The 23,909-nt window shown below is 70.6% G+C and carries 23 protein-coding genes; 20 read left to right on the top strand and 3 right to left on the bottom strand.

Going from position 1 to position 23,909, the window contains the following annotated elements:
- Positions 1 to 302: 302 nt before the first annotated feature.
- Positions 303 to 1,442 carry a glutamate--cysteine ligase gene (locus FS532_RS00235; RefSeq protein ID WP_222121913.1) on the bottom strand — a complete coding sequence of 380 codons (1,140 nt, stop codon included), beginning with the start codon at positions 1,440 to 1,442 and terminating at the stop codon, positions 303 to 305.
- Between the two features lie 118 nt (positions 1,443 to 1,560).
- Here FS532_RS00235 and aroA point away from each other — a divergent pair, with 118 nt between their 5' ends.
- From aroA to trmD, 8 genes are all read left to right on the top strand, one after another.
- The gene (aroA, locus tag FS532_RS00240) at positions 1,561 to 4,746 is read left to right on the top strand and encodes a 3-phosphoshikimate 1-carboxyvinyltransferase (RefSeq protein ID WP_144749333.1); all 3,186 of its coding nucleotides are present in this window, start codon (positions 1,561 to 1,563) and stop codon (positions 4,744 to 4,746) included.
- A 3-nt stretch (positions 4,747 to 4,749) separates the two neighbouring features.
- A complete protein-coding gene (locus FS532_RS00245; protein WP_222121914.1) occupies positions 4,750 to 5,919 on the top strand; it encodes an acyl-CoA dehydrogenase family protein in 1,170 nt (389 codons plus the stop codon).
- Between the two features lie 87 nt (positions 5,920 to 6,006).
- Positions 6,007 to 6,855: an SDR family oxidoreductase gene (locus tag FS532_RS00250; protein ID WP_144749335.1), complete on the top strand. Its 849-nt coding sequence runs from the start codon at positions 6,007 to 6,009 to the stop codon at positions 6,853 to 6,855.
- A gap of 4 nt (positions 6,856 to 6,859) precedes the next feature.
- Positions 6,860 to 8,980, top strand: coding sequence for an oxidoreductase (locus FS532_RS00255; protein ID WP_222121915.1), 2,121 nt, complete (start codon positions 6,860 to 6,862; stop codon positions 8,978 to 8,980).
- A 164-nt stretch (positions 8,981 to 9,144) separates the two neighbouring features.
- Positions 9,145 to 9,558, top strand: a complete 414-nt coding sequence (gene rpsP, locus FS532_RS00260) for a 30S ribosomal protein S16 (RefSeq protein WP_144749337.1) — start codon at positions 9,145 to 9,147, stop codon at positions 9,556 to 9,558.
- 4 nt (positions 9,559 to 9,562) lie between these two features.
- Positions 9,563 to 9,799 carry an RNA-binding protein gene (locus FS532_RS00265; RefSeq protein WP_022905822.1) on the top strand — a complete coding sequence of 79 codons (237 nt, stop codon included), beginning with the start codon at positions 9,563 to 9,565 and terminating at the stop codon, positions 9,797 to 9,799.
- On the top strand, positions 9,756 to 10,364 hold the full coding sequence (gene rimM, locus FS532_RS00270; RefSeq protein WP_144749339.1) for a ribosome maturation factor RimM: 609 nt from the start codon (positions 9,756 to 9,758) through the stop codon (positions 10,362 to 10,364). The genes FS532_RS00265 and rimM overlap by 44 nt, the downstream gene beginning before the upstream one ends.
- Before the next feature lie 5 nt (positions 10,365 to 10,369).
- Positions 10,370 to 11,062 carry a tRNA (guanosine(37)-N1)-methyltransferase TrmD gene (trmD, locus tag FS532_RS00275; RefSeq protein ID WP_144749341.1) on the top strand — a complete coding sequence of 231 codons (693 nt, stop codon included), beginning with the start codon at positions 10,370 to 10,372 and terminating at the stop codon, positions 11,060 to 11,062.
- 165 nt (positions 11,063 to 11,227) lie between these two features.
- Here the strand turns inward: trmD and map are convergent, their stop codons facing one another.
- On the bottom strand, positions 11,228 to 12,019 hold the full coding sequence (gene map / locus FS532_RS00280) for a type I methionyl aminopeptidase (RefSeq protein WP_144749343.1): 792 nt from the start codon (positions 12,017 to 12,019) through the stop codon (positions 11,228 to 11,230).
- 180 nt (positions 12,020 to 12,199) lie between these two features.
- Here map and rplS point away from each other — a divergent pair, with 180 nt between their 5' ends.
- The 9 genes from rplS (at position 12,200) to FS532_RS00325 (ending at position 19,251) form a co-directional block, all read left to right on the top strand.
- Positions 12,200 to 12,556 carry a 50S ribosomal protein L19 gene (rplS, locus tag FS532_RS00285; protein WP_022905818.1) on the top strand — a complete coding sequence of 119 codons (357 nt, stop codon included), beginning with the start codon at positions 12,200 to 12,202 and terminating at the stop codon, positions 12,554 to 12,556.
- 145 nt (positions 12,557 to 12,701) lie between these two features.
- A complete protein-coding gene (lepB, locus tag FS532_RS00290; RefSeq protein ID WP_144749345.1) occupies positions 12,702 to 13,448 on the top strand; it encodes a signal peptidase I in 747 nt (248 codons plus the stop codon).
- Positions 13,445 to 14,152 carry a ribonuclease HII gene (locus FS532_RS00295; RefSeq protein ID WP_144749347.1) on the top strand — a complete coding sequence of 236 codons (708 nt, stop codon included), beginning with the start codon at positions 13,445 to 13,447 and terminating at the stop codon, positions 14,150 to 14,152. The genes lepB and FS532_RS00295 overlap by 4 nt, the downstream gene beginning before the upstream one ends.
- Before the next feature lie 95 nt (positions 14,153 to 14,247).
- Complete coding sequence (locus FS532_RS00300) at positions 14,248 to 14,571, top strand: DUF2469 family protein (RefSeq protein ID WP_079236329.1); 324 nt, start codon at positions 14,248 to 14,250, stop codon at positions 14,569 to 14,571.
- A 109-nt stretch (positions 14,572 to 14,680) separates the two neighbouring features.
- Positions 14,681 to 15,028, top strand: a complete 348-nt coding sequence (locus tag FS532_RS00305; protein ID WP_144749349.1) for a histone-like nucleoid-structuring protein Lsr2 — start codon at positions 14,681 to 14,683, stop codon at positions 15,026 to 15,028.
- Between the two features lie 150 nt (positions 15,029 to 15,178).
- Positions 15,179 to 15,547: a YraN family protein gene (locus tag FS532_RS00310; RefSeq protein WP_144749351.1), complete on the top strand. Its 369-nt coding sequence runs from the start codon at positions 15,179 to 15,181 to the stop codon at positions 15,545 to 15,547.
- A complete protein-coding gene (locus FS532_RS00315; RefSeq protein ID WP_186321845.1) occupies positions 15,544 to 17,067 on the top strand; it encodes a YifB family Mg chelatase-like AAA ATPase in 1,524 nt (507 codons plus the stop codon). Before FS532_RS00310 ends, FS532_RS00315 begins: the two co-directional genes overlap by 4 nt.
- Positions 17,064 to 18,293, top strand: a complete 1,230-nt coding sequence (gene dprA, locus FS532_RS00320) for a DNA-processing protein DprA (RefSeq protein ID WP_144749353.1) — start codon at positions 17,064 to 17,066, stop codon at positions 18,291 to 18,293. The genes FS532_RS00315 and dprA overlap by 4 nt, the downstream gene beginning before the upstream one ends.
- Before the next feature lie 25 nt (positions 18,294 to 18,318).
- Positions 18,319 to 19,251, top strand: a complete 933-nt coding sequence (locus FS532_RS00325) for a tyrosine recombinase XerC (protein ID WP_144749355.1) — start codon at positions 18,319 to 18,321, stop codon at positions 19,249 to 19,251.
- Positions 19,252 to 19,279: 28 nt separating this feature from the next.
- Here the strand turns inward: FS532_RS00325 and FS532_RS18555 are convergent, their stop codons facing one another.
- Positions 19,280 to 19,858, bottom strand: coding sequence for a M23 family metallopeptidase (locus FS532_RS18555; protein ID WP_186321846.1), 579 nt, complete (start codon positions 19,856 to 19,858; stop codon positions 19,280 to 19,282).
- 449 nt (positions 19,859 to 20,307) lie between these two features.
- Between FS532_RS18555 and FS532_RS00335 the strand changes: the two genes are divergently transcribed.
- The 3 genes from FS532_RS00335 to tsf all read left to right on the top strand — a co-directional run bounded on the left by FS532_RS00335 (position 20,308) and on the right by tsf (position 23,864).
- Positions 20,308 to 21,750 (top strand): sugar porter family MFS transporter, encoded by a 1,443-nt coding sequence (locus FS532_RS00335; protein WP_260852434.1) that lies wholly within the window; start codon positions 20,308 to 20,310, stop codon positions 21,748 to 21,750.
- Between the two features lie 287 nt (positions 21,751 to 22,037).
- Complete coding sequence (rpsB, locus tag FS532_RS00340) at positions 22,038 to 22,955, top strand: 30S ribosomal protein S2 (protein ID WP_144749359.1); 918 nt, start codon at positions 22,038 to 22,040, stop codon at positions 22,953 to 22,955.
- An 81-nt stretch (positions 22,956 to 23,036) separates the two neighbouring features.
- Entirely contained in the window at positions 23,037 to 23,864 is an 828-nt protein-coding gene (tsf, locus tag FS532_RS00345; protein WP_144749361.1) for a translation elongation factor Ts, read from the top strand.
- Positions 23,865 to 23,909 lie beyond the last annotated feature (45 nt).

The raw sequence follows: 23,909 nt of genomic DNA on the forward strand, positions 1-23,909 counted from the left end.
CTTTCCCATCGCACGCGCAGTAGGAAGCCGATCCGCGCGTTGGAGGCAGGAAGATCCCGCCTCCAATGCGCGGAACGACCTCCTACGCGCGGAACGGGCACACGGGTGCGACGCACCCAGGTCCGGACGGGAGGCGCGGGGCGGGCTGGCACCGCGCCTCCCGTCCGCCTGTGGGCTCGTCGCGACGTTCTTTCCCATCGCACGCGCAGTAGGAAGCCGATCCGCGCGTTGGAGGCAGGAAGATCCCGCCTCCTATGCGCGGAACGACCTCCTACGCGCGGAACGGCCCACCCGCCGGCGGGTCAGAGGGACTCGCGGAACTCCGTCACCAGGTGCCGGACCACCGCGCGGAGGTCCCCGCCGTTCTCCTGCGCCACCTTGAGCTGCCGCTGGTACGACGCGCCCCGCTCGATCATCGTGTCGAGGTGGTGCAGCTCCTGCTGGCAACCGAGGCGCTCGGCGATCGGGTCGAGCCGTCCGATCAGGTCGTGCACCTCGTCGGTCACGAGCCGTTCGTCGCCGGCGGCGTTCGTGATGATCTCCGCCTCCATGCCGTAGCGGGCGGCGCGCCACTTGTTCTCCCGGACGAACCAGGGCTGCATGGTCGGCAGGGCCTCGCCGGCGTCGAGCCGGTCCGACAACGCCGTGACGAGACACTGGACGAGGGCGGTGACGGCCCCGACCTCGTGCAGGGTCGAGATGCCGTCGGACACGCGGTTCTCGAGCGTGCCCCAGCCCGGCGACGGGCGGATGTCCCAGCGGAGGTCCTTGAAGCCCTCGATGACACCGGTGCGGGCGAGGTCGTCGACGACCTCCTCGAAGTTCGCCCACGCGCCGAGCTGCGGCGGCAGGCCACCCGTGGGGAGCTGCTGGAACATCAGGGCTCGGTTCGACGCGTAGCCCGTGTCGATGCCCGCCCAGAACGGGCTCGAGGCGGTGAACGCCTGCAGGTGCGGCACGTAGGGGAGCATCGCGCCGAGGATCGGGAGCGCCTTGTCGCGGTCGTCGATGCCGACGTGGACATGGACGCCCCAGATGAGCATCTGCCGTCCCCACCAGCGGGTCCGGTCGATGAGGGTCGTGTAGTGCTCGCTGTCCGGCGTGATCTCCTGCTGGTCCCAGACGGCGAAGGGGTGGGTGCCGGCGCACATGACCTGCGCGTCCAGCGGTTCGGCTGCGTCGATGACCTCGCCGATGATCCCGGACAGCTCGCTCGTCGCGTCCTGCACCCGCGAGTGCACGCCGGTGACGACCTCCACGGTGTTGGTGAGGAGCTCCTCGGTCACCCGGTCGCGGTCGCCGAGGCGCTGCTGCACGGCGGAGATGACCGCGGGGGCGCGCGGGGTGAGGTCGCCGGTGTCCCGGTCGACCAGGGGGAGCTCCCACTCGACGCCGATGGTCGACGGGCGGGACTCGGTGAAGCGGATGTCCATGCTGAACATCCTGCCCGGAACCTTGTCGGACACGCACAAGGAACGGCGGCTCCGGTCGTGCGGATCCGATTCACAGTAGTTCCACACCGGGCGTACCGTAGAAGCGCTCAACAGGGAAGAGGTACGCATGCAGTTGGTCGTGCGCGGTACGTCCGCACCGCTCGTCGGAGAACTCGACATCCCGGTCTCGAAGTACCACGCGCACCGCGCGCTGGTGCTCGCGTCGCTGGCGAAGGGGACGAGCATCGTCTCCGGGATCAGTGCCACCCGGCAGGTCGAGTGGACCGTGGGCACGCTCCGTGCGCTCGGCGTCGACGTCAAGCGCCGTGGCAACGAGTACCAAGTCACCGGCCTCGGCGGGCGCTACGAAGCGACCGACGTCGTCGACCACGGATCCCGGGGTGCCGACGGCATCCTGAACATGGGGTCCTCCGGCACCACCCTGTACTTCATGACGGGACTGGCGTCCCTGGCCGACAAGCCGATGACGCTCTCGGGCATGAAGTACTTCCAGCGCCGCCCGATCAAGGCGCTGCTCACCTCGCTCCAGCAGATGGGCGTCGAGCTCGAGGCGACGAACGACTGCCCGCCGGTCACCGTCCAGCCGAAGCGTCCGCGCGGTGGCGACGTCTCGATCGCCGGCACCCTGTCGCAGTGGATCTCCGGACTGCTCCTCGTGGCGCCGTTCGCCGAGCAGGAGACCCGCATCCACATCACCGGCGGGCGGCTCAACGAGCAGCCCTACGTCGAGTTGACCGTCCGGATGATGCGCCAGTTCGGGCTCGCCGTCGAGGTGTCCGACGACTGGCTCGAGTACCGGATCCCCGCGAACCAGCAGGCCACGCCGCACGACTACGTCATCCCGCCGGACATCGGCTCGGCCGCGTTCGGGATCGCCGCCGCGGGCATCCGCGAGTCGAACCTGCTGCTCCGGGGCATGACGGCCTTCACCACCGCCGAGACCGACCACCCGGAGAGCGAGTTCCTCGACCTCGCCACGGCCATGGGCGTCCCGATGCGGATCGACGAGGAGACCGGCTTCGTGCGCATCGAGCACGACGGCTCACCTCTGAAGCCCCTCGACATCGACTGCCAGCCGATCCCGGACCTGCTCCCGATCCTGTCCACCATGGCCACCTTCGCCGAGGGCACGACCCGCCTCTGGAACGTGGCGCACATCCGGCTGAAGGAGTCCGACCGCGTGGCGGCGATGCTCCAGCTGAACCGGATGGGCGGCCGGGCCGAGCAGGGCGCCGACGAACTGCGCGTGACGGGCGTCGGTGCGGGCGAGCTGCACGGCTCCCCGATGTCGTCGTTCAACGACCACCGCGTGCTGATGTCCCTCGCCGTCGCCGCGTCGAAGGCCGAGGGCACGTCGGCACTGACCTACCCGCGGGCGTACCGGATCTCGTACCCGACCTTCCTCGAGGCGATGAACTCCGTCGGCCTCGACATGGAGGTCGGCGACGGCCTCGCCGCACAGATCGCCCGCGACGACCGGGCCGACGCCGCCGAGGCAGCCGCGGACCGCCCGGAGCTTGCGGCGCAGCGCACCGACCTCGGCGATTCCGACGAGACCGATTCCCACGAGACGACGAACCGGATGCCCGAACTGACCGGCGTGGACGCCGACCCGCTCGTCCTGAGCGAGAAGGTCCGCTCCCTGTCGCAGACCGACCCCGACGGCCTCGCGGTCATCGAGGTCGGCGGTCCGGAGCCGGTCAACACGACGTGGAAGGAACTGCAGGACGAGGCCGACAAGGTCTCCGCGCTGCTCCTCGAACTCGGCGTCCGCACGGGTGAGTCCGTCGCGATGCAGCTGCCGAACTGGCGCGAGTTCGTCTCGATCACCCTCGGCGCGATCCAGATCGGTGCCGTCGCGACGCCGATCATGCCGGTGTTCGGTCCGCGCGAGACGACCATGACCCTCGCCCGTTCCCGTGCCCGGGTCGTGTTCCTGCCGAACCTGTTCCGGAAGCGTCGTCCGGCGCTCGAGATGCTCGACGTCATCGACGAGGCGAAGGCGCAGAAGCGTCGGCTGTCGGTCGAGCACGTCGTGGTCCTGCGCTCCGAGGCACGCGGCCAGGGGGACACCCCGACGAACCAGCCGCCGCTGCCGTCGGACGCGATGGACCGTGTGAGCGCGAGCGAGTGGAACTGGCGCTACTTCGACACCGCGCTCGAGTCCGTGCAGGTCGACCTCGACCAGATCGCCGCGCACGCCCCCGGTCCGGACGACGTCTGCCAGCTCCTGTTCACGAGCGGCACCACGGGGGAGCCGAAGGGCGTGCAGCACCCGCACCGCACCCTCGGGCTCGCGACCGCGATGCACGTGGCGCAGTCCGGCCTGACGAGCGAGGACCGGATCTACATCCCGTCGCCGCTCGCCCACCAGACCGGCTTCCTGTACGGCATGCTCCTGGCGTTCCGCCTCGGCGCCCCGCAGGTCATCCAGCCCGTCTGGGACGGCACCGTCGCCCTCGAGCAGGCGTTCGGCGCCGCGGGAGCCACGTTCGTGCAGTGCGCGACGCCGTTCCTCACCGACCTCGTCGACCTCGTCGAGGCGGGGGCACCGGCTCCGGAGAGCCTGCGCATCTTCGTCCCGACCGGTGCCGCGGTGCCCCGCGCGCTCGCACAGCGGGCGAGCACGGTCCTCGGCAGCGCCATCCTCGGCGCGTTCGGCACGAGCGAGACCTGCCTCGGTGCCCTGTCGAGCCCGGGCGACGACCCCGCGGACGCCTACGGGCACGACGGCCGGGCGCTGCCCGGGATCACGATCCGCATCGTCGACGACGAGGGCCACGAGCTCCCGGCGGACACCGAGGGCAACTTCGAGCTGTTCTCGCCGACCATGTTCGACGGGTACCTCGACCGCCCCGACCTGACGGACGACGTCTTCACCGAGGACGGCTGGTACCGCACCGGCGACCTGGCGAAGGTGTCCGAGAAGGGCTTCCTCTCGATCACCGGCCGCATCAAGGACGTCATCAACCGCGGTGGCGAGAAGATCCCGGTGGTGGAGATCGAGAACCTGCTCTACCAGCACCCGCTCGTCACCGACGTCGCGATCGTCGCGATGCCGGACGTCCGCCTGGGTGAACGTGCCTGCGCGTTCATCGTCCCGGCCGCCGGGTCGGAACGGCTCGACTTCGCGGGGATGCAGCGCGCGCTCGACAAGGCCGGCGTGAGCAAGTACTACTGGCCGGAGCGGCTCGAGTACATCGACGAACTGCCGCGCAACGCCGTCGGCAAGGTCCAGAAGAACGTCCTGCGCGAGCAGGCAGCCGCGCTCGTCGCGACGAAGGAGAACTGAACGATGACGATGGTCATGGAGCCCCAGACCGAAGCCGCCTTCCAGCAGCTCAAGGCCGAGGTGACCGAGTGGGTCCGCGGCCGCGGCGAGGAGTGGGCCGAGGAGATCGAGCGCACCGGCCAGGTGTCGCCCGAGCTCTTCCAGGAGCTCAAGGACAAGGGCTGGCTCAGCCTTGCCGCCCCGGCGGAGCTCGGCGGGCGGGGCATCCCGTTCTCGCGGTACCTCGAGATCATGGAGATCGTCTCCCGCTCGCACGCGTCGATCCGGATGCTCGTGCACGTCATCAACGGCACGTGGCGCGCCATGGAGCCGTACGCGACGCCGGAGCAGCTCGAGCAGGTCGTCAAGCCGAGCGTCGCCGGCGACAAGCTCGTCGCGTTCACGCTGACCGAGGCCACTGCCGGCACCGGCGCGGACATCCGCACCACCGTTCGTCGCGAGGGCGACACCTACGTGATGAACGGTGAGAAGCACCTCATCACGTTCGGCGTCAAGGCCGACTACTGGCTCATCGCCGCGCGCCTCGAGGGCACCACGGGCCAGGACGGCACGGTCGCGTTCCTCATGCCGAACACCGGGCTCCCCGGCGCCGAGGTGATCGACGACTCCGACACCATGGGCATCCGCGGCACCGACCACGCGATCCTCCGCTTCACCGACGTGCCCGTGCCCGCCAGCGCGCTGCTCGGTGCCGAGGGCCAGGGGCTCGAGGTCGCCCTCGGCGGCTTCCTCCTGCCGAGCCGGGTGTCCGTCGCGATGAGCGCCGTCGGCCTCGCCGAACGCGCGAACGAGCTCGCCGTCGAGTACGCGAACAAGCGCGAGACGTTCGGCAAGCAGCTCTCCAGCCGGCAGGCGATCCAGTTCTACCTGGCCGAGAACTACGCCGACATCGCCGCCGCCCGCGCCCTGGTGCTCGAGGCTGCGCGCGCCTACGAAGAAGGCCGTCCGGACGCCGGCACGCTGTCCAGCGCCTCGAAGATGGTCGCGGTCGACATGCTGGCCCGCGTCACCGACAAGGCCCTGCAGGTGCACGGCGGCCAGGGCTACTGGAAGCGCAACGCGATCGAGCGCGTCTACCGCGACGCGCGCGCGCAGCGCTTCGAGGAGGGCACCAACGAGATCCAGAAGCTGGTCGTCGGCCGCGCCGTCGTGACCGGCCAGGCCGGGTTCTAGACCGCAACCCACCAGCGGACTGGAGGCGCGGTGCGGGCCCGCCCCGCGCCTCCCGTCCGTCTCCACGCACGCACGCAAAGGACTGAAGTGACCGATTCCACCACCGCACCCATCGCACTCATCACGGGAGCCTCGCGCGGCATCGGCCGCCTGCTCGCGCAGAAGCTCGGCCAGCGCGGCGTGACCGTCGTCGTGACGTACAAGGGCAACGCCGACCTGGCCGAGGAGTCGCTCGCCGACGTCAAGGCCGCCGGCGGCGACGGGATCACGGCGCAGGTCGACATCGAGCAGCCGGAGTCGATCGACGCGCTGTTCGACCTGGTGCGAGACACCTACGGTCGCCTCGACTACTTCGTCGCGAACGCGGCGGCCAGCGCCTTCAAGCCCGTCGCGGACCTGAAGCTGCACCACCTCGACCGCAGCTACGCCACGAACGCCCGCTCGTTCGTGCTCGGTGCGCAGCGCGCCGCGCAGCTCATGGACGAGGGCGGCCGCATCGTGGTGGTCACCTCGTACGGGTCGCTCCGCGCCTTCCCGACGTACGCCGCGCTCGGCGCCGCGAAGGCCATGAGCGAGTCCTACATGAAGTACATGGCGGTCGAGTTCGGGCCGCGGCAGATCACCGTGAACGCGGTCAACGGCGGGCTCATCGACACCGACTCGCTCGAGTACTTCTACACGAAGGTCCCCGGCCAGGCGCCCATCGAGTCCGTGTTCGAGAAGCTCCCGCTGCAACGCCCCGGCACCGCCGACGACATGGCCGACGCGGTCGACTTCCTGCTCTCCGACAAGGCCGGCTACATCACCGGCCAGGTGCTGTCGGTCGACGGCGGCCTGACCGTGATCGCGCCGCCGTTCTGGGCGGACACGACGTCGCCGCTGCGCGACGCGGTCCTGCCGCCTGCAGCCGACGCGGCGTCCGACACGGCAGAGTAGGCGCATGAGCACCGTCGCCATGCCCGACCTCGCCGTCGTCTCCTCGCCGTGGACGCTCGGCCCCCTGCACCTGTCGAACCGGGTGGTCATGGGGTCGATGCACACCGGGCTCGAGGTGCACGACGACGGCGGTGCCGGCATGGCGGCGTTCTACCGTGAGCGCGCCGCTGGTGGTGCCGCGTGCATCATCACCGGGGGCATCGCGGTGAACGACGAGGCCCGTGGTGGCCCGGACTTCGCGGTGTTCGGCGTCGGGGGAGCGGACGAGCGGTTCCGCACGGCGGTCGACGCCGTGCACGAGGAGGGCTCGACGATCCTCGCGCAGCTGTTCCACGCCGGTCGGTACGCCCTCGCATCGGGCATGGTCGACCGGCACGGGGAGCCCCAGCGGGTCCTGGCGCCGTCGGCGCTGCCGTGGGCGGCCGCCCGCGGCGTCGTGCCCGCGGAGATGACCGCCGACGACATCGAGCGGACCATCGAGGACTTCGCCGCCGCCGCCCGGAGCGCCCGCGACATCGGGTTCGACGGCGTCGAGATCATGGCGTCCGAGGGCTACCTCATCAACCAGTTCCAGTCGCCGCTGACGAACCTGCGCGACGACGAGTGGGGCGGTGACGCGGAGCGCCGACGCCGGTTCACCGTGGAGGTCGTGCGGGCCGTGCGCGCCGCGGTGCCGGACCTCGCCGTGACGATCCGACTCTCCGGGGCCGACCTGATGCCCGGGTCCTCCACCGACGCGGACGTCGACGCCCTCGTCCACGATCTGCTGCCGCTCGGTCTCGACGGGATCTCGGTCGGGATCGGCTGGCACGAGTCCCGGACGCCGACCGTGCAGGCCGCCGTGCCGCACGGTGCGTGGTTGTCCTACGCTTCGCGCATCGCCGGCGTCGTGCGCGACTCGGCACACCCGGACGTGAAGGTCATCGCGTCGAACCGGATGACCGACCTCCGGGACGGCGAGACGGTGCTGCAGGACGGGCTCCTCGACGCCGTCGCCCTCGCCCGCCCGTTCCTCGCCGACCCGGCGATCGTGAACCGGTCGCTCGCCGGCGCGTTCGACCTCGTCAACACCTGCATCGGCTGCAACCAGGCCTGCCTCGACCGGTCGATCATCGGCCAGCCGGTGTCGTGCCTGGTCAACCCGCGTGCCGCCCGCGAGGTCGCGTTCCCAGCACGGCCCACGGCGTCGCCGAAGCGGGTCGACGTCGTCGGCGGCGGGCCGGCCGGACTCGCAGCCGCGGTCGACGCCGCACGGCGCGGGCACACCGTGACGCTGTGGGAGGCCTCCGACGAGCTCGGCGGCCAGTTCGGCCTCGCCGCGCTCGTGCCCGGCAAGGAGGACTACGCCGCCACCGTCCGGTCCGCTCGAGCCGAGCTCGACCAGCGCGGTGCGACGATCAACCTCGGCCGTCCCGCGACCGCCGACGACCTGACCGGCAGCGACGCCGTGGTACTCGCGCCCGGGGTCGTCCCACGTGCCGTCGACATCCCGGGAGCCGCGCTGCCCCACGTCCGGTCATACGAGCGGGCCCTGCGGGAGGGTGTCCCCGCCGGCACCGTCGCGATCATCGGCGGCGGGGGCATCGGTGTCGACACCGCTGCCTTCCTCGTCGAGTCGCCCGACGAGGCCCACCGTGCCACCGAGTTCGCCGCCCGCTGGGACCTCGACGTGTCCGAGGCCGTCGTCGGGGACGTGCCACAGCGCCTCCCCGCGGCGACCCGCACGCTCCGCCCCGGCACCGACGTCACCGTGCTCCGCCGTTCCGGCAAGTTCGGGCAGGGCGTCGGGATCACCTCGCGGTGGGTCGCGATCGGGCGGCTGCGGGACGCCGGCGTGCACATGGTCGGGGGCGTGCAGGAGTACCTCCGCATCGAACCCGGCGTGCTCTGGATCCGCGACGAGGTCGGCGAGGAGCACGCGATCCCGGCGGACAACGTCGTGGTCTGCGCCGGGCAGGAACGCGCGATCGACACCGAGGGTGACGCGCCTGACGGACTCGTCACGCGCCTCCAGGACGCCGGTGTGCCCTTCGCCGTCGTCGGCGGCGCGCGCGACGCACGGAGCGTGGACGCGGTCCGCGCGACGTCCGAAGCGCTCGAAGCCGTCCGGCGACTCGCCCCCTAGCGCGTCGACTCGCATCCCGGCCGGGAATCTGTAAGAATGAACGGTCGAATCGCGCCTGCTCGACCCTCTATCCAGCTGTGCGCGACTCATTCCGAGCTTCCACCGTGTGTGCCCCCACGCCCGCGGTTCCGGTTCAACCACAACAACACGCAACAGGAGTAATTGTGGCTGTCAAGATCCGTCTCAAGCGCCTCGGCAAGATCCGTGCGCCGTACTACCGCATCGTCGTCGCCGACTCGCGCACCAAGCGCGACGGTCGTGTGATCGAGGAGATCGGTCAGTACCACCCGACCGAGGAGCCCTCGGTCATCAAGATCGAGTCCGAGCGTGCGCTCTACTGGCTCGGCGTCGGCGCGCAGCCGACCGAGCAGGTCGCCGCGCTGCTGAAGCTCACCGGTGACTGGGCCAAGTTCAAGGGCGAGAAGGACACCGCGTCCAAGGTCAAGGTCGCCGAGCCGAAGCAGCCGTTCACGGTCGACGCTTCCAAGAAGGCCGTCCTCAAGCCGAAGTCGGAGAAGAAGGCCCCGGCCGCTGCTCCGGAGACGGCTGACGAGACCGCAGAGACGACCGAGGCGTAATTCCTTGCTCGAATCCGCGCTGACGCACCTCGTCAAGGGGATCGTCGATCACCCTGACGACGTGCGCGTCGCCAGTTCCACCTCCGCGCGGGGCGAGGTCCTCGAGGTGCGCGTGCACCCCGAGGACCTCGGCCGCGTGATCGGTCGCGCCGGACGGACCGCAAAGGCGCTGCGCACCCTCGTCACGGCTCTGGCCGATGGCAAGCGGGTGCGTGTCGACGTGGTCGACACCGATTCCTAGGGAGACGACCCAGCTCCGGGTGGGTCGAATCACGAAGGCGCACGGGCTCAAGGGCGGCATCAAGCTCGAGCTCTACACCGACGACCCGGACCGTCGGTTCACGCGCGGAGCGGTCTTCACGCTCCAGGTCCCCGACGACTCGCCGTGGGCCGGCAAGACCATCGCGCTCGACGAGCTGCGCTGGTACAACGGCCACCCGGTCGCCTTCTTCGAGGGCATCGGGGACCGCACGGCTGCTGAGACCCTCGCCCGTGCGATCCTCTGGGTCGAGCAGGACGCCGACGCCGAGACCGGCGAGGACGACGCCTGGTACGACCACCAGTTGGTCGGCCTGAAGGTCCTCCGCGACGGCGTCGAGGTCGGCACCGTCGCCCGGGTCGACCACCTGCCGGCGCAGGACCTGCTCGCGATCGACACGCCCGACCGTGGCGAGGTCCTCGTGCCGTTCGTCTCGGCGATCGTCCCCGCGGTCGACATCGCCGCGGGCACCGTCACCGTGACGCCGCCGACCGGCCTCTTCGAGGACCCGGAGGACACGTCGCGTCCCGAGACCGTGACGGACTAGCGCGCGTGCGCATCGACATCGTCACGATCTTTCCGGAGTTCTTCTCCGTGCTCGACGTGTCCCTGCTCGGCAAGGCCCGCACCGACGGGCTGCTCGACGTGCACGTGCACGACCTCCGCTCGTGGACGACCGACCGGCACCGGACCGTGGACGACACCCCGTACGGCGGGGGAGCGGGCATGGTCATGAAGCCCGAGCCGTGGGCGCAGGCGCTCGAGTCGATCCTGCGGCCCGACGGGTCGTCGACGCTCGTCGTCCCCACCCCGGCCGGTACCCCGTTCAAGCAGTCGCTCGCACGGTCGCTGGCCGTCGAACCCCACCTGGTGTTCGCCTGCGGGCGCTACGAGGGCATCGACGCCCGCGTGTTCGAGTGGGCGGCGTCGCGCTGCTCGGTCGTCGAACTGTCGCTCGGGGACTACGTGCTGAACGGTGGCGAGGTCGCGGCGATGGCCGTGATCGAGGCCGTCGGACGCCTCGTGCCCGGCGTCGTCGGCAACCCGGAGTCACTCGTCGAGGAGTCCCACGAGGACGGCCTGCTCGAGTACCCGTCGTACACCAAGCCCGCGTCCTGGCGGGACATCGACGTGCCGGAGGTCCTGCTCAGCGGGCACCACGGCCGCGTCGCCGCGTGGCGGCACGAGCAGCAGGTGGAGCGGACGCGGCGCGTCCGGCCGGACCTGCTGCCGCCGTCCGCGTAGCGGGGGCCTTTGGCGCCGTTCTGCGCGTAGGAGGCTGTTTCGCGCGTAGGAGGTCGTTTCTTTCGACTCCCTACGCGCGTTTCCGCTTTCCAGGTCACGTGCAATGGGCCGGACCGCTCGACGGACTGGAGGCGCGGGGCGGGCCCGCACCGCGCCTCCAGTCCGTCAGTCGCTCGAGCCGGCGCGCTGGGCGCGACGCAGGGTGAGCACCTCCGGACCGGCCTCCGTCACCGCGACGGTGTGCTCGACGTGCGCCGCACGCGAGCCGTCGACGCTCTTGAGCGTCCAGCCGTCCTCGTCCTGGTAGAGCTCGTCGGTGCCCTGCATGAGCCACGGCTCGATCGCGACGACGAGCCCCTTCTGGAGCTTGAGGCCGCGGCCGGGCCGGCCGTCGTTCGGGACGTGCGGATCGCCGTGCATCGTCCGGCCCACGCCGTGCCCACCGAACTGCAGGTTCACGTCGTAGCCGGCGTCCTTCGCGACGCGGCCGATCGCGTACGACACGTCCCCGAGCTTGTTGCCGGTCCGGAACTGCGCGATGCCGGCGGCGAGTCCGCGCTCGACGGTCTCGATGAGGCGCTGGTCGTCCTCCCGCGGCGTGCCGACCTGGACCGTGACGGCGGAGTCCGCGACCCAACCGTCGACGCTCGCGGCGAAGTCCAGGCTCACCAGGTCACCGTCGACGAGCGTCCGGTCGTGGGGCAGGCCGTGCAACGCGGCGTCGTTGACCGACGTGCAGAGGTTCCTGCCGAACGGCGACCTGCCGAACGACGGGTGGTAGTCGACGTAGCAGCTGACGGCACCACGGTCGGCGATCATCCGCGCGGCCACCCGGTCGAGGTCGAGCAGGTTCACACCGACGTCGACCGTCTCGAGGAGCTCGTCGAGGACGTCGGCCACGAACCGCCCGGCCACGCGGAGGCCGTCCAGTTCAGCGGGGGTGCGGAGTTCGATCATGCGTCCATCCTCGCGTGTTTTCCGGTGTGCGTTTTGCGCGGCTGGTCTGCTGTGGCAAGATGGGTAGCCGTGCCCTGGCTGGGCTCTGCCACGGGGGAGTCGCCGACACCGGGCACACCACCCTTCTTACCGAATTCGATCCGCGGCGACCCGTGTGCGTCCGCAGAGAGTGACCCAATCATGAGCCAGCTCCTCGACCACGTCGACGCAGCATCGCTGCGCACCGACGTCCCGGACTTCCGTCCCGGCGACACCATCAAGGTGCACGTCAACATCATCGAAGGCACGCGCTCGCGTGTCCAGGTGTTCCAGGGCGTCGTCATCGGCCGCCAGGGCCACGGCCTCGGCGAGACCTTCAAGGTCCGCAAGGTGAGCTTCCAGGTCGGCGTCGAGCGCTGGTTCCCGGTGCACTCGCCGATCATCGACCACATCGAGATCGTCACCAAGGGTGACGTGCGTCGCGCGAAGCTCTACTACCTCCGCGAACTCCGTGGCAAGGCGGCCCGCCGCAAGATCAAGGAGAAGCGCGACTCCTGATCGCCTTCACAGTGAGCGTCCGCGAGCCGGACGCCGCTGCTCGCCCCTCGCCGATGTACGGTTGTGCATCGACGGGGGGCTTTCCTTTGTGCTGGCTCCCTCCCGGTCGTGGCGTGCGGACCCGGGTGTGCGAACGAGAGTGGAAATGACGGACACGACTGACGAAACCGGGCGCCGGCCCCGTGTCGAGAAGAAGCGGAACGGCGTCCTCACGTTCATCCGGGACCTCGTCATCATCTTCATCGCGGCGCTGCTCGTCTCGTTCCTCGTCAAGACGTTCCTGATCCGCTCGTTCTACATCCCGTCGGCGTCGATGGAGAACACGCTGCAGATCAACGACCGGGTGATCGTCAACGAGCTCGTCCCGGGGATGGTGGCACTCAAGCGTGGCGACGTCGTCGTGTTCAAGGATCCGGGCGGCTGGCTCACCGGGTCGGAAGTGCCGAACGTCACGCCGGACACGCAGCCCGCGAAGTCGATCGACTGGCTCCTCACCCAGGTCGGGCTCGGCACCGGGGACAGCGACGACCACCTCATCAAGCGTGTGATCGGTCTGCCCGGCGACAAGGTGTCGTGCTGCAACGACCTCGGACAGATGTCCGTCAACGGTGTGCCCATCAAGGAGCCCTACCTGAAGCTGCCGACGGGGGAGACCCGCGCATCCGGGACCGACTTCTCGGTGACCGTGCCGAAGGGCACGATCTGGGTGATGGGTGACAACCGGTACGACTCGAAGGACTCCCGCTACAACGGCGACACCCCGTCGAAGGGCTTCGTCCCGATGTCCGACGTCACCGGCCGGGCGTTCGTGATCTCCTGGCCGACGAGCCGGTGGACCTGGCTCGACGACTACCCCGACGTGTTCGCCGGCGTGGAGGAGCGGGACGAGTGACCGCGATCCGTCCGTCGCTCCGGGTCGAGAAGAAGCTCCTGGGTGCCGGACGCGTGACCGTGATCGGCATGGACGAGGTCGGTCGCGGTGCGATCGCCGGTCCCGTGGCCGTCGGGGTCGCTGCCGTCACGATCGACATCGGTCGGGTGCCTGAGGGACTCGCGGACTCGAAGCTGCTCAGCGCCGCACGGCGTGAGGCGCTCGACCCGGTCGTCCGACAGTGGACCCGGACCGCTGTCGGGATGGCGTCCGCCGACGTCGTCGACCAGCAGGGCATCGTCCCGGCCCTCGGTCAGGCCGGGGCCGCCGCCATCAGCACGCTCGTCGACGACGGGCTTTCGCTCGACGGGGCCGTCGTCGTGCTCGACGGGTCGTTCGACTGGCTCACCCGGGCCGTGCCGGCGTCCCTGCGGCTGCCGTCCGACCCGCTCGAGGTCGTCGTGCGGGTCAAGGCCGACCGGGACTGTGCATCGGTGGCTGCTGCGTCGGTGGTGGCGAAGGTCGCTCGGGACGCCCTGATGACGGCGGCGCACGACGAGGCGCCGCACTACGCGTGGGCGTCGAACAAGGGCTACGGGTCGACCGCGCACTACGACGCCATCCGATCGGTCGGTGCCCACGCGCTGCACCGGAAGAGCTGGCTGCACCAGGCGTCGAGTATGTCGCTGGACGGGTTCGAGGAACTGGACGCGCTGGCGGGCTGACGCGGGTGGTCCCTCGTGGGTCCTCGCGCGTCGGGCCGTGTGTCCGGTCGGGTGTTGTGCCGTGGGTGCTCCGGTCGCCGTAGACTGGGGGAGCGATGGATGACGACGAATTCGACGACTACGACCGCGAGGTCGAACTTGCCCTGTACCGCGAGTACCGCGACGTCGTGTCGCAGTTCCGGTACGTGGTCGAGACCGAGCGGCGTTTCTACCTGGCGAACGAGGTCGAACTCGCCCGCCGGGACACCGAGCACGACTTCTACTTCGAATTGACGATGAGCGACGTCTGGGTGTGGGACGTCTACCGTTCCGACCGGTTCGTGAAATCCGTCCGGGTACTCACGTTCAAGGACGTGAACGTCGAGGAACTCACGTCGCGTGAACTCGAGCTCCCGAAGGAACTCGCACTCGACGAGTGATCTTCAACTTGTAATGCAATTGCTGAGAAACACCGCGGCAATTCGACTCCGGTGATTTCTTCGCGCTAATGTGATGGGGAATTCACGTCCCCGATTGCAGGAGCGCGCCATGGCACAGAAGGTCACAGTCCAGCTCGTCGACGACCTCGACGACTCGCCCATCACCCCGGGTTCGGGTCGTACCCTCGAATTCGCATTCGACGGATCGTCGTACGAGATCGACCTGACGGACGACAACGTCGACAAGTTCCGCGAAGCGATCTCCGACTACGTCGCCGCTGCGCGCAAGGTCTCCGGTCGTCGTACCGGCGGTTCCGCTCCGAAGGCGGCCCCGAAGCGCGGAAACTCCGAAGAACTCGCGAAGATCCGCGAGTGGGCGAAGGAGAACGGGTACGAGGTCTCGACCCGCGGCCGTATCTCCACCCAGGTGCAGGAAGCGTACGCAGCCGCGCACTGATAGCGATCGCACAGAACCCGGACGACCTCGGTCGTCCGGGTTCTTGCTTTGTCCTCCACAGTCGCGCGTTCGCCATCGTTCTCCACTGATCGTCCGAGGAGTCGCTCGGGCGACGGCGTTCTCCGCGATGGTCGACGCGGAGGCAACGACATGGAGCAAACACCGCTGCGGAACAGCAGTCTCGGACGATTCGGTGAAGACCGGGCCGCGGAATGGTTGGAAGACCACGGATTCCGTCTGGTCGAACGCAATTGGCGCTGCGCGCGGGGCGAGGTCGACATCATCGCGTGGCAGTCGTGCACGCTCGTGTTCATCGAGGTCAAGACACGCGCTGGCAACTCGACCGGGCACCCGTTCGAGGCGATCACGGCATCGAAGGTCAGCCGGTTGCGGCGACTGGTACCCGCGTGGTTCGAGGACCACCCGGACGTGTCCGCCCGGGCGATCCGGATCGACGCGCTCGCGGTGCACGTCGACGGCGACCGGGTCGGGATCGAACACGTCGCCGGTGTGCTGTGACGACCGGGATCGGACGGGCTTCGGCCATCGCGCTCATCGGGGTGGCCGGCCGTCGGATCGAGGTCGAGGCGCACCTGACCAGCCAGCTGCCCGCGTTCAGCATCATCGGCCTGCCGGACACGTCCTTGGGCGAGGCGCGTGAGCGTGTCCGAGCGGCTGCGGCCAACGCGGGGTGCCCCTTGCCGGCCCGGCGGATCACCGTCAACCTGACGCCGGCCGCGATCCCGAAGCGCGGGTCCGGGTTCGACCTCGCGATCGCGATGGCCGTGCTGGCCGGGGCCGGGATCGCTCCCGCGGTGTCCGAGCGGGTCGTGTACATCGGCGAGCTGGGGCTGGACGGGCGGGTGCGCCCGGTCGTCGGGGTCATCCCGATGCTCCTCGCCGCCCGCGACGCCGGGGTGGCTCGGGTCGTCCTCCCGGTCGGCAACCTCGCCGAGGCACAGGTCGTCGGGGGCGTGGAGGTCCGCGGGGTGGACTCGCTCCGCGCCGCGGCGATCGACGCCGGTGCGCTCCTGCCCGCCGTCGACGTCGAGCCGGTCCTGCCGATCGCGGCACCGGCGGATCCCCGTCCCACCGCGGAACTGGCGGACGTGATCGGGAACCCGATCGGTGTGCGTGCGGTCATCGCCGCTGCAGTCGGCGGACACCACGCCCTGCTGCTCGGGCCACCCGGGGCCGGCAAGACGATGCTCGCCGAGCGACTGCCCGGCCTGCTGCCCGACCTCGACGGTGCGGCAGCGCTCGAGGTCGCCTCGGTCCGTTCCGTCGCGGGACACGGCTCGGCGTCCTGGACCGAGCGACCGCCGTGGGAAGCTCCGCACCACTCGGCGTCGGCGGTCGCGCTCATCGGAGGGGGATCAGGCATCCTCCGACCCGGGGCGGTCTCCCGCGCCACCCGCGGCGTGCTCTTCCTGGACGAGGCGCCCGAGTTCCCCCGTGCGGTGCTCGACGCGCTCCGGCAGCCGCTCGAGTCCGGTCGGATCACCGTGCACCGGGCTGCCGGGGCCGCCGAGTTCCCCGCGCGGTGCCAGGTGCTGCTGGCCGCGAACCCGTGCCCGTGCGGCAACGCGGGCGACAGCCGCCAGCCCTGCGAGTGCAGCCCCGCGACGGTCCGGCGGTACCTCGGGCGGATCTCCGGGCCGCTGCTCGACCGGCTGGACATCCGCGTCCGCGTGCCCCGGGTGACGACGGGCAGCATCCGAGCCGGCGACGGTGCGACACCGACGACCGCCGAGACCCGCCGCGTCGTCGCGGACGCCCGCAGCCGGATGGCCGAGCGGCTCCGCGGGACCGACTGGTCGCGGAACGCCGAGGTCGCCGGGACGTGGCTCCGGGCCGAGGGACGGGCCGAGCCGGGCGCGACCGCACCGCTCGACAAGGCGCTCGACCTCGGCACCCTGACGATGCGCGGCTGGGACCGGACGATGCGGTTGGCGTGGACCCTCGCGGACCTGCAGGGCGTGGAACGGCCGGCGAGTCGCCAGGTGCTCGACGCCCTCGCGCTCCGGAGTGCCCTGTGACCACCAGCGGCGACCTGCTCGGCGCGGTGTGGTCTGCGCTCGGCGTCGGCGCGGGCGAGGTCGATCTCGTCGAGACCGCCTCGCGGATCGCGTGGTCGACGATCGCGGAACCGGGAGACGCCGTGGCCGGGGAGCTCGTCACCGGGCTCGGACCGGAACGTGCGCTCGGAGCGGTGCTCGAGGCGGCTGACGCCGGCGACGTCGGCGACCTGCTCGGTCGCTGTGTCGAGTCGGGGGTCGCGGGCTCCGAGGACACCGTCGCGTTCGGAGCCGTGCTCATCGCCGCGGTCGAGCGGTGGACGCCACGGCTCGGCCGCACGGACGTCGGGGACGTGCTCACGGCCGCCCGGACAGTCGGGGCCACCCTCATCGTCCCGGGCACGTCGGCATGGCCGTGCGCCGTCGACGACCTCGGCCCGCACGCACCCCTCGTCCTCTGGACCCGGTCGGCCGCGGCCACACCGCGACCGGGTCTCGCCGTCGTCGGATCGCGCGCGAACACGGTCGCCGGTGCGGAGGCCGCGGCCGAGATCGCCTCGACGGCTGCGGACGCCGGGTGCTCGATCATCAGTGGCGGCGCGTACGGCATCGACGCCGTCGCGCACCGGGTGGCCATCGCCGCCGGAGCACCGACCACCGCGGTCCTCGCGGGTGGCATCGACCAGCTCTACCCGGCCGGCAACGTCGAACTGCTCCGGAACGTCGCGCGGCAGGGCACGCTGCTCGCCGAGTCCCCGCCGGGCACCCGACCGACGCGGTGGCGGTTCCTGGCCCGGAACCGTCTCATCGCCGCCCTCGCCGACGTCACGGTCGTCGTCGAGGCCGGTGCGCGGTCCGGCGCGCTGAACACCGCGCACCACGCCGCCCAGCTCGGGCGGCCGGTGTTCGCGGTGCCGGGGGCGTTCTCGTCCTCGGCGTCGGTCGGGTGCCACCGGCTCGTGGCACAGGGGAGGGCGCAGCTCGTCGTCCACCCGAGGGACCCCGTCGACGCGGCGCTGGCGTCGAGCGGGCCGCTCACGGCCGACCAGCCGGACGAGCCGCTCGCGGGTGCCCGTCAGGACCCCGAGGTGCTCCGCGTGCTCGATGCCCTGGGGCGACGGGCGATGCCGGAGCACGAGGTCGCCGGGCGGTCCGGGATGTCCGTCGCCGCGGTCGCCGACGCGCTGGCGCTCGCACAGCTGCAGGGGCTCGTCGTGCACGGGTCCGGCGGGTGGGCGCGGGCCTGACGGTGGCCGGACCTACCCTGGTGCCGTGGCGGACCGGACGGACGACGAACTCGCGGGGATCGTGGACGTGTTCCTCGACCACTCCCGGCATGCCCGCGGGCTCAGCGAGCAGACCGTCCGTGCGTACGCGAACGACCTCGGGCAGCTCGTGGCCTTCGCCTCCGGGCGTGGGGTCGACCGCGTCGGCGGACTCGGGCTCGAGCTGCTGCGCGACTGGCTGTGGGACGCCGACCACCGTGGGCTCGCGAGGTCGACGATCGCCCGACGGTCGTCGTCCGTGCGGGCCTTCACCCGGTGGGCGAGCGAGTCCGGCGTGCTCGCCGTCGACCCGGGTGCGCGGCTCCGGGCGCCGAAGGGGGCTGCACACCTTCCCCGGGTGGTGTCGTCCGACCAGGTGCGCATCATCCTCGACGGGCTGGCGGCACGTGCGGCGACCGACGACCCCGCGGCGTTGCGGGACGTGGCGGTCGTGGAGCTCCTCTACGCCGCGGCCATCCGGGTGAGCGAACTGGTCGGCATCGACGTGCTCGATCTCGACCGCGAGCGTCTGACCGTCCGTGTCCTCGGCAAGGGTGGCCGTGAGCGGGTCGTGCCGTTCGGTGTGCCGGCCCGCGACGCCGTGGAGACCTGGCTCGAACGTGGTCGACCGGTCCTCGCCGCGCGGTCCGACCTCGTGGACCCCGGTGCGCTGTTCCTCGGCGACCGGGGCGCGCGTCTCGGGGTGCGCGGTGCCTACCGGATCGTCGCGCGCGTGCTGCAGGATCTGCCCGGCGAGGGCCCGAGCGGGCCGCACACCTTCCGGCACACCGCCGCGACGCACCTGCTCGACGGGGGAGCAGACCTCCGTGCGGTACAGGAACTGCTCGGGCACGCGAGCCTCGGCACGACGCAGATCTACACGCACGTGTCGTCCGCTCGGCTCCGTGAGGTCTACCGGACGGCGCACCCCCGGGCGTGACCGTCGCCACCCGGTACTGCCGCGCCCGTCACCCGGCCCAGGCGTCCTCGGGCAGGAGCACCGGCCACTCGGCGGCGGGCAGGAACCGTGTCGGGTCGACGTAGCGGTCGTCGAGCCGAGCGCCGAGGTGCAGGCACGGGTCCGATGCCGGGCAGTGTCCGACCGCGACGTGCCCCACGGTGTCGCCCTGCGTGACGGTGTCCCCGGCGGTGACGGCCGGCGTCACGGAGTCGAGCGTGCTGCGGAGTCCTCCGCCGTGGTCGATCGTCACCACGCTCCGACCGGCGACCGGGCCGGCGAAGGTCACGGCGCCGTCGTCGACCGCGACCGCCGCGGCACCGATCACCGCGGAGACGTCGAGCCCGCGGTGCCCCGCTGCGTAGTCGTCGGGCGGCGCCTCCCACGGTCGGCTCACCACCCGGGTCCCGGTCGGCCAGACCCACGGTGCACGCGACTCCGCAGCGGCGACCCCGGCCCCGCGGACGGCCTCGCGCCCGTGTGTCGGAGTCGCGGCACCGGCCGTCAGCTCCGCGCCGAGGGGCACCGCGCCGACCGACACCGCGCCGACCGCAACCGCGACCGCGACCGCGACCGCACAGACGAGCATGCGGGGGTTCGTGCGCGGGTGACGAGGCCGTGAGCCGAAGTACATGGCCCCACCGTCCCGTCTTCCGACGTGTGCCGGGGCGGAGGTACGTCGATCTGTGGGCGGTGGGTCGCGCCTCCAGGCCTGTGGAGGACGGATGGCGCGGGATGGTGCGACAACGTCGATGTCGCACGACGTCGACCTTGTCGCAGCCGCGCGTCCGCAACCGTTGCGTCTGCAAGGTGCGACGACGCGGATGTCGCACGACGTCGGTGTTGTCGTACCGAGTCGGTCCCGCCCCGCCCCGCCCCGCCCCGCCCCGCCCCACACCCACCCCGATTGCGCCCCCGCGCCCATCGGGGAGTACAGTCGGGGCCGCTCCGGAACACGCAACGCCGCTCGGACGGCGAACCAGCCGACCGCCGGGGCACCGTGCAGCATCCCGCACGGCGGCAGAACCCAGGAGCATCGTGTCCAACACGACCACCGGGCACGGCACCGACCGTGCGTTCAAGGGGAAGGTCACCGCGTTCGCCATCGCAGCAGCGGTGGGCGGCTTCCTCTTCGGCTTCGACTCGTCCGTCATCAACGGGGCGGTCGTCGCCATCCGCGACGAGTTCAGCCTGTCCGAGTCCGCGAGCGGCTTCGCGGTCGCGTCCGCGCTGATCGGCTGCGCGTTCGGCGCGTACTTCGCCGGTCGCCTCGCGGACCGCTGGGGTCGCACGCGGATCATGTTCTGGGCCGCGGTCCTCTTCCTGGTCTCGTCGATCGGGAGCGCGTTCGCCTTCGCTACCTGGGACTTCGTGATCTGGCGTCTCGTCGGTGGTCTGGGCATCGGGACCGCCTCGGTCATCGCGCCGGCGTACATCTCCGAGGTGTCGCCGAAGGCCATCCGCGGCCGTCTGGCATCGTTCCAGCAGCTGGCGATCACGCTCGGTATCTTCGCCGCGCTCCTGTCCGACCAGGTGTTCGCGGTCACGGCCGGCGGCGCCTCCGAGGTCGTCCTCGGCCTGCCGGCATGGCGCTGGATGTTCCTCGTCGGCGTGATCCCGTCGATCGTCTACGGCATCCTCGCGATCACGCTGCCCGAATCGCCGCGGTACCTGCTCGCCAAGGGCCGGACGGACGATGCCCGTGAGGTCATGACGAAGATCGTGCCCCGCGACACGGTGAACACGAGCCTCGAGGAGATCCAGGACGGCATCAAGAAGGAGGCCAGCGAGAAGAAGGGCTCGATCCGGGGCAACCGCTTCGGTCTGCAGCCCATCGTCTGGGTCGGCATCATCCTCGCCGTGCTGCAGCAGTTCGTCGGCATCAACGTGATCTTCTACTACTCGACGACGCTCTGGCAGGCCGTCGGGTTCAAGGAGGACCAGTCCTTCCTCATCTCCACCATCACCTCGGTGGTGAATGTCGCGGTCACCTTCATCGCGATCTTCACGGTGGACAAGCTCGGCCGGAAGCCGCTGCTGATCGCCGGTTCGTCGGGCATGTTCGTGTCGCTGCTCATGGTCGCGATCGCGTTCTCGCAGGCGACGATCGTGAACGGCGAGCCGAACCTCCCCGGCGCGTGGGGCATCATCGCGCTGATCTTCGCGAACCTGTTCGTCGTGTCGTTCGGTGCCACGTGGGGTCCGCTCATGTGGGTGCTCCTCGGCGAGATGTTCCCGAACCGCATCCGTGCGACCGCGCTCGGCGTCGGCTCCGCCGCGAACTGGATCGCGAACTTCCTCGTCACGATCACGTTCCCGGTCCTGTCCGGCTTCAACCTCACCGTGACCTACGGCATCTACGCCCTGTTCGCCCTGCTCTCGCTGTTCTTCGTCCTCGCGAAGATCCCCGAGACGAAGGGGCGTTCGCTCGAGGAGATGGGCATCAGCGCCGAGGGCGACACCGTGAGTGCCAAGGCCTGACGCACAGCGACCACCGTCCTGGAGGCGCGGTGCGGGTCCGTCCCGCACCGCGCCTCCAGTCTGTTAGCATCTATCCAGCAGCGCGCTGTGCGCGCTGACTTCGCGCGTCCACAGTGCTCACGATCACGCAGTGATCCAGAGCACGTCACGCGGCCACCGGTCCCACTCTCGTGAGTGGGCGGCCGCGCGGGCAGGGCGCCAGGGGTCACGACCACCGGGTCGCGACCGACACAACCGCAACAGGTGCGCAGTCATGCTGCGCGCCGAGAACACACAAGGAGGACGGCATGGCCGTCGTCACCATCCGCCAGCTGCTCGACAGCGGCGTCCACTTCGGACACCAGACCCGTCGGTGGAACCCGAAGGTGAAGCGCTTCATCCTCGCCGAGCGCTCGGGCATCCACATCATCGACCTGCAGCAGTCGCTGGCCTTCATCGACCGCGCGTACGACTTCGTCAAGGAGACGGTCGCGCACGGTGGCACGATCCTCTTCGTGGGCACCAAGAAGCAGGCGCAGGGCTCCATCGCCGAGCAGGCGACCCGCGTCGGCCAGCCGTACGTCAACCAGCGTTGGCTCGGCGGTCTGCTCACGAACTTCCAGACGGTCTCCAAGCGCCTCGCGCGCATGAAGGAGCTCGAGGAGATCGACTTCGACGACACGACGAAGGGCTTCACCAAGAAGGAGCTCCTCATCAAGAAGCGCGAGCTGGACAAGCTCCACAAGACCCTCGGTGGTATCCGCAACCTCACGCGGACCCCGAGCGCGCTCTGGATCGTCGACACCAAGAAGGAGCACCTCGCGGTCGACGAAGCGCAGAAGCTCGGTATCCCGATCATCGGCATCCTCGACACCAACTGCGACCCCGACGAGATCACGTACCCGATCCCGGGCAACGACGACGCGATCCGCTCCGTCGGTCTCCTCACCCGCATCGTCGCCGACGCCGCGGCCGAGGGCCTGAAGACCCGCCACAACGGTGGCGACGACGAGGCTGCCGCCGAGCCCCTCGCCGAGTGGGAGCAGGAGCTCCTCGGTGGCGAGGCCGCCGCCACGACCGAGGCGCCCGCCGCTCCGGTTGAGGAGAACGACGCCGACGCGCAGGTCGCCGCCAAGGAGATCGGTGAGCCGATCGCCGACGAGGCGAAGAACGCAGAGCCCACGGCCGAGGCCGAGGCCGCTGCGGAGACCACCCCCGCCGAGTGACCACCGGGGGCGTCGGGCCGAACGGCTCGGCGCCCCTTTTCTCTCTCTTTCGAACACACAGTCCAGAAAGGACTCCAGTCAATGGCCAACTACAGCCTTGCTGACGTGAAGAAGCTCCGTGAGGACCTCGGGGCCGGCATGATGGACGCCAAGAACGCCCTGGTCGAGGCCGACGGCGACTACGACAAGGCCGTCGAGCTCCTCCGCATCAAGGGTGCCAAGGCCGTCGCCAAGCGCGACGACCGTGCCACCTCCGAGGGCGTCGTCGTCGCCGTCGCCGAGAACGGCGCCGCCACGGTCGTCGAGCTCGCGAGCGAGACCGACTTCGTCGCGAAGAACGAGAAGTTCACCACCCTCGCGGACAAGGTCGTCGCCGCGGTCGCCGCTGCCGGTGCCGCCGACGTCGCTGCCGGCAACGCCGCGCCGCTCGACGGCAAGACCGTCGCCGAGGTCATCGACGAGAACGCCGCTGCGCTCGGCGAGAAGCTCGAACTCCGCACGGTCACCCGTGTCGAGGGCGACGCCTTCGAGATCTACCTGCACAAGACCAGCCAGGACCTCCCGCCGCAGATCGCCGTCGTCATCGCGTACGCCGGTGACAACGCTGCCGAGGCCCGCTCCATCGCGCAGCACGTCGCGTTCGCGAACCCGACGTACCTCACGCGCGACGAGATCCCGGCCGAGGCCATCGAGAAGGAGCGCGCGACCGTCGAGGCGATCACGCGCGAGGAGGGCAAGCCCGAGGCCGCCCTGCCGAAGATCGTCGAGGGCCGCCTCAACGCCTACCGCAAGCAGGTCGCGCTCCTCGAGCAGGACTACGCGAAGGACAACAAGCTGTCCGTCGCGAAGGCCGCCGAGAACGCCGGCATCACCATCCAGGGCTTCGCCCGCGTCAAGGTCGGCGCGTAGCGAACCCGTGACGGGGTCAGGAACCGATCGGTTCCTGGCCCCGTT

The organism is Curtobacterium pusillum (genome assembly GCF_007673235.1).
GTDB lineage: Bacteria > Actinomycetota > Actinomycetes > Actinomycetales > Microbacteriaceae > Curtobacterium > Curtobacterium pusillum_C.

Bases quoted from the DNA above. Each gene is read 5' to 3' on its own strand.
- FS532_RS00235 (WP_222121913.1), bottom strand. From the start codon at position 1,442: ATGTTCAGCATGGACATCCGCTTCACCGAGTCCCGCCCGTCGACCATC.
- aroA (WP_144749333.1), top strand. From the start codon at position 1,561: ATGCAGTTGGTCGTGCGCGGTACGTCCGCACCGCTCGTCGGAGAACTC.
- FS532_RS00245 (WP_222121914.1), top strand. From the start codon at position 4,750: ATGACGATGGTCATGGAGCCCCAGACCGAAGCCGCCTTCCAGCAGCTC.
- FS532_RS00255 (WP_222121915.1), top strand. From the start codon at position 6,860: ATGAGCACCGTCGCCATGCCCGACCTCGCCGTCGTCTCCTCGCCGTGG.
- rimM (WP_144749339.1), top strand. From the start codon at position 9,756: ATGGCAAGCGGGTGCGTGTCGACGTGGTCGACACCGATTCCTAGGGAG.
- map (WP_144749343.1), bottom strand. From the start codon at position 12,019: ATGATCGAACTCCGCACCCCCGCTGAACTGGACGGCCTCCGCGTGGCC.
- rplS (WP_022905818.1), top strand. From the start codon at position 12,200: ATGAGCCAGCTCCTCGACCACGTCGACGCAGCATCGCTGCGCACCGAC.
- lepB (WP_144749345.1), top strand. From the start codon at position 12,702: ATGACGGACACGACTGACGAAACCGGGCGCCGGCCCCGTGTCGAGAAG.
- FS532_RS00300 (WP_079236329.1), top strand. From the start codon at position 14,248: ATGGATGACGACGAATTCGACGACTACGACCGCGAGGTCGAACTTGCC.
- FS532_RS00305 (WP_144749349.1), top strand. From the start codon at position 14,681: ATGGCACAGAAGGTCACAGTCCAGCTCGTCGACGACCTCGACGACTCG.
- FS532_RS00310 (WP_144749351.1), top strand. From the start codon at position 15,179: ATGGAGCAAACACCGCTGCGGAACAGCAGTCTCGGACGATTCGGTGAA.
- FS532_RS18555 (WP_186321846.1), bottom strand. From the start codon at position 19,858: ATGCTCGTCTGTGCGGTCGCGGTCGCGGTCGCGGTTGCGGTCGGCGCG.
- rpsB (WP_144749359.1), top strand. From the start codon at position 22,038: ATGGCCGTCGTCACCATCCGCCAGCTGCTCGACAGCGGCGTCCACTTC.
- tsf (WP_144749361.1), top strand. From the start codon at position 23,037: ATGGCCAACTACAGCCTTGCTGACGTGAAGAAGCTCCGTGAGGACCTC.